Genomic DNA, 4738 nt, shown 5'->3' on the forward strand with positions numbered 1-4738 from the left:
CGGGCTGTGGCGAGGTTCCTGCTGCGCCGGCTGGTCGTGGGCGCCGGGGTCCTGTGGGGCGCGGCGACGTTGGCCTTCGTGACGCTGCACGTCGTACCGGGTGATCCCGTCGACACTTTGATCGGGCCGACGTTCGGGATCTCGCCGCAGCTTCGGGAGCAGATCAACGAGACGTACGGGTTCCAGTCGCCGCTCGTCGTCCAGTACGGCACCTGGCTGCGCCGCCTGGTGACCGGCCATCTCGGCACCTCCTACCAGCTGCAGCGGCCGGTCGTGGAGGTGTTGTCCGGTCAGGTGTGGCCGACGGTGCAGCTGGCGCTCACGGCGTCCGCGCTCGCCGCGCTGCTGGCGATCGGGCTCGCGGTGTCGACCGCCGGCCGGGGCGGCACCACCCACCGGCTTGGCCGGATGCTGGCGACCAGCGCCGAGCTGCTCGTCGTGTCGAGCCCGACGTTCTGGATCGGCATCCTGCTCATCACCCTCTTCTCTGCGCACCTCGGCTGGTTTCCCAGTGCCGGCGCCACTGGCCCGTCCGGACTGGTCCTCCCGGCGTCCGCGCTGGCCCTGCCGATCGCCGGGGTCCTCGCCCAGGTGCTGCGGGAGGGACTTGACGCCGCGCTGGAGGATCCGTTCGTCGTCTCGGTCCGCGCCCGCGGCATCGGCGCGGTGGGCGTGCTGACCCGCCACGCCCTGCGCCATGCCGCGCTCCCGCTCGTCACCCTGCTCGGCTGGGCAGTGGGCAGCCTGCTCGGCGGCGCAGTCGTCACCGAGGCGGTGTTCGCCCGGCCGGGGATCGGTCGGGTGACCCTCGCGGCGATCTCGGCCAAGGACAGCCCGGTGGTCACCGCGGTGGTGCTGCTGTCCGCGGCGGTCTTCGTCGTCGTGAACAGCGTGGTCGACCTGCTCTACCTGCTCATTGACCCGCGACTGCGCGACGACGGATCCGGTGCCGGGAGGGCCACGGCGGTTGATCTGGCGGTGTCCCGGTGACCGCGGTCGGGGAGGCCCGCCCCGGGACCGAGTCGCCCGCCGCCGGTGCCCTGGCCCGCACCGGCGGTGGCCGGCCGCGTCCCGGTTTGATCGCGGCCGGCCTGCTGATCGTCCTGCTTCTTGTCGCGACCGCCTGGCCGGGGCTGCTCAGCTGTCATCCCGCGGACGGGGCGAACCTCGGCGAGGCGCTGCGCGGACCGAGCTGGGCACACTGGTTCGGCACCGACCAGCTGGGCCGGGACGTCTTCGCGCGGGTGGTCACCGGCGCCCGGCATTCGCTACTGCTCGGTGCCGGAGCGACCGCGCTCGGCGCGGGGATCGGGGCGACGGTCGGCCTCGCGGCGGCCCTCGGCGGCCGGTTCGCGGACGGGCTGCTCATGCGGCTCGTGGACCTGCTGCTCGCCTTCCCCGAGCTGCTGCTCGCGCTGCTGGTCATCGCCATCGTCGGTCCAGGCTCGGTGAACGCGGCGGTGGCCATCGGCATCGCGGCGGTCCCCAGCTACGCGCGGGTTGTGCGGTCGCGTGCCCTCGTCGTCCGCCATGCCGGGTTTGTCGACGCCGGGGTGGCGCTCGGCCTGCCCCGACCGGTGATCGTGCTGCGCCACATCGTGCCGAACACGCTAGGACCGCTGCTCGTGCTGGCCACCGTCGGCATCGGGACGGCGATCATCTCCGGTTCGGCGCTGAGTTTCCTGGGCCTCGGTACGAAGCCGCCGGCCCCCGAGTGGGGGGCGATGCTCGCCGACGGCCGAGGCGTCATCGACACCGCCTGGTGGGTCGTGGTGTTCCCCGGGGCGGCGATCGCCGCCACTGTCGTCGCCGTGACCGTGCTCGGCCGCCATGCCCGCCTGCGGGTGGAGGGACGGACTCCGTGAACGACCAGCCGCAGGTCTCACCGCCGGCACCGCCGAACTCGGCACCGCTGGGGTCGGCGCCCCCTGGTTCGACACCTCCGAGCGCGCGGGGGGCGAAGGAGCCGTCCGCGACCCTGCTGACCGTCGACGGGCTGCGGGTCTCCTTCGGCCGGGGCGGTCGGGCCGTCGAGGTGGTGCGGGGAATCTCCTTCGATGTCGGTGTGGGGGAGTGTGTGGCCCTCGTGGGCGAGTCCGGATCGGGTAAGAGCGTGACCGCCCGCGCCCTCGTCGGACTCGCCGGAGCGGACGCGACGGTCCAGGCCCGGCGGCTGCGCCTGGGCGGGACCGACCTCATCGGGCTGCGGGACCGGGAATGGCGCGCCCTGCGTGGCCGCCGGATCGGCCTGGTGCTCCAGGACGCCCTCGGTTCCCTCGATCCGCTGCGGCGGGTCGAGCAGGAGGTCGACGAGGCGCTGCGGGCACAGGGCCCAGTCGCGCGGGCCGAACGTGGCCCCCGGATCGCGACGCTGCTGGCGCGGGCCGGTATTCCTGATCCACAGGTCCGTGTCCGGCAGTACCCGCACCAGCTCTCCGGCGGGTTGCGCCAGCGGGTGCTGATCGCCGCGGCGCTGGCCGGCACTCCGGACCTGCTCATCGCCGACGAGCCGACCACCGCTCTCGACGTCTTGGTCCAGGCCCGGATCCTCGATCTGCTTGCCGGTCTGCGCGAGAGCGGGATGGGACTGCTGCTCATCAGCCATGACCTGGCAGTCGTCGCCCGGCTCGCCGATCGGGTCGCCGTGCTGCGCGACGGAGTGATCCTGGAGAGTGGCCCGACCGAGCGGGTGCTGGGCGATCCCACGCACGCCTATACCCGCGAGCTGCTTGCCGCCGTGCCCTCCGCGCGGACCAGGGGCAGCCGGCTGGCCGGACCCGTCGACGAAGCCGGGATCGCGGCGGCCGGGATCGCGTCGGCCGGGCTCGCGTCTGCCGGGCTCGACGCGGGCGGCTCGACCGGCGCCGAGATCCTTCTGCGGGCGACGGGACTGCGCAAGGCGTTCCGGACGGCGGACGGAGAGCGACGCGAGGTGGTCCGGGACGTCTCCTTCGCGCTGCGCCGCGGGGAGACCCTCGGGCTCGTCGGCGAGTCCGGTTCGGGGAAGACGACGCTCGCCCGGATCATGCTGGGTCTGACCGAACCCGACGCGGGTGAGGTGCTGCTCGGCGGCGTTCCCTGGGTCGGCCCGTCGGGTCCTGGGGGCGGCTGGGGCAGCTGGGTGCCGGAGCGTGACCGCCGACCACGCCGCCGGCAGATCCAGGCGATCTTCCAGGACCCGCTGGGGTCCTTCGACCCACGACTGACGGTGGGCCGGATCCTGACGCAGGCGCTGCGGGTGGGTGGGGTCGCGCGAACCGAGCGCCGCGACGCCGCCGTCCGACGGCTGGAACAGGTGGGGCTCTCCGCGCGGGAACTACGGCGCAGACCGGTCGAGCTGTCCGGCGGGCAGCGGCAGCGGGTGGCCATCGCCCGGGCGCTGTCCGTGGAACCGCAGGTGCTGATCTGCGACGAATCGGTGTCCGCGCTCGACGTGTCCATCCAGGCCCAGGTCCTGGACCTGCTCGTCGACCTGCGCCGGACCCACCGCCTGGCCATGGTCTTCGTCTCTCACGACCTCGGCGTCGTGCAGCACCTCAGCGACCGGGTCCTGGTGATGTACGACGGGCGGGTCGTCGAGTCCGGGGACGTGGAGACGGTCTTCACCGCCCCCCCGGCACCCCTACACCGTACGGCTGCTCGCCGCGGTGCCCCGGCTCCCCGGACCGCCTACCCCCCCAGCGGCTACCGGGCCGTCTCCGCAGGCCGGGACGCCCCTGGCCGACAGCGCCACAGCCGTACCGGCATCTGGGTGATGTGCCCGTCGGTGTCGAGGCGGTGCTGCGCGACCTCCCCGATCGCCCGAAAGTAGTCCTCCTGACGGTCCGCACCGACGAGCCGGCTGTAGTAGGTGCCAAAGGTCGCCGCGTGGAACCGCTGGTACTCCTCGCCGTTCGCGGCCCGCACGACCGCCGGGCGTTCGTCGACGCCGTCGATGTCGAAGTACGCATCGAGCAGGGTCGCGGTGTCGTCCACGGACAGGGTGCGTACGGCGATCGGAATGATCCCGGCCGCCGCCAGCAGCCTGGGTACGTCCTCGGCCGCATGGCCCAGCCGGACCAGGGCCTGCCGGGCGAGGTCGTCGCTGCCACCGAACCCGTACTCGTCGTGCTCGGGATGGTGGGTGGTGAGCAGGAAGGCGCCGCCGGGCCGCAGTCGCGTGGAGATCCACCGCACCAGCTGCTCCTCGTCGGGGTGGATCCAGTGCAGGACCGAGGTGAGGGTGACCAGGTCGAACGCCGTGGGACCCGCATCGTCGGCCAGTTGCGGGGGCCGGCGCAGATCGGCCTGGACGAAGCGGAACCGTACCCGGGTCGCGTAGGGGGCGAGCTTGCGTCGAGCCTCGGCAAGCCGGGACTCCTCACGATCCAGGCCCAGGGCGTCGACGGCGTCGGGCAGGCGGTCGAGCGCCGCGGCGAGCAGGGAACCGATGCCGCAGCCGAGATCGGCGACGGACCGGGCGGTCGGATCGGCGAACTCGAGCACCCAGTCGGTGTCCTGAGCCTGCCGAAGCCGGCTGGCGTCGTCGTACCCGCCGAGTCGGGCCGCCTGTGCCGTGACGGTCTGCGTCATCTGTTTCTCCCCAGCCGAGGTATGCCAACCGATCCGACGTACTGACGGTCCGCCATCGTGCATCACGGGCTCGTGCCAAGTGCCGAGTTCCGTGCCCTGCGTTTTGAAATTAGGCATCGTGTTCGTGTGGGGTCAAGATAGCTTTCTGCGTCCATAGTCGACATCC

At 72.9% G+C, this 4738-nt stretch carries 3 protein-coding genes and 1 pseudogene; 3 read left to right on the top strand and 1 reads right to left on the bottom strand.

What is annotated here, in order from left to right:
- The 3 genes and pseudogenes from ACY5KJ_RS17675 to ACY5KJ_RS17685 form a co-directional block, all read left to right on the top strand.
- On the top strand, nt 1-990 hold a 990-nt coding region (locus tag ACY5KJ_RS17675; RefSeq protein WP_462203887.1), incomplete at its 5' end, for an ABC transporter permease.
- Complete coding sequence (locus tag ACY5KJ_RS17680) at nt 987-1865, top strand: ABC transporter permease (protein ID WP_462187883.1); 879 nt, start codon at nt 987-989, stop codon at nt 1863-1865. The genes ACY5KJ_RS17675 and ACY5KJ_RS17680, both read left to right, overlap by 4 nt.
- A pseudogene (locus ACY5KJ_RS17685) lies at nt 1862-3755 on the top strand (dipeptide ABC transporter ATP-binding protein). The gene ACY5KJ_RS17680 and the pseudogene ACY5KJ_RS17685 overlap by 4 nt, the downstream one beginning before the upstream one ends.
- On the opposite strand, the gene ACY5KJ_RS17690 reads toward ACY5KJ_RS17685, so the two are convergent.
- Nucleotides 3685-4572, bottom strand: coding sequence for a class I SAM-dependent methyltransferase (locus tag ACY5KJ_RS17690; protein ID WP_462187884.1), 888 nt, complete (start codon nt 4570-4572; stop codon nt 3685-3687). The pseudogene ACY5KJ_RS17685 and the gene ACY5KJ_RS17690 overlap by 71 nt on opposite strands.
- Nucleotides 4573-4738 lie beyond the last annotated feature (166 nt).

This window comes from Frankia sp. CcWB3, from assembly GCF_977927595.1.

Bases quoted from the DNA above. Each gene is read 5' to 3' on its own strand.
- ACY5KJ_RS17690 (WP_462187884.1), bottom strand. From the start codon at position 4,572: ATGACGCAGACCGTCACGGCACAGGCGGCCCGACTCGGCGGGTACGAC.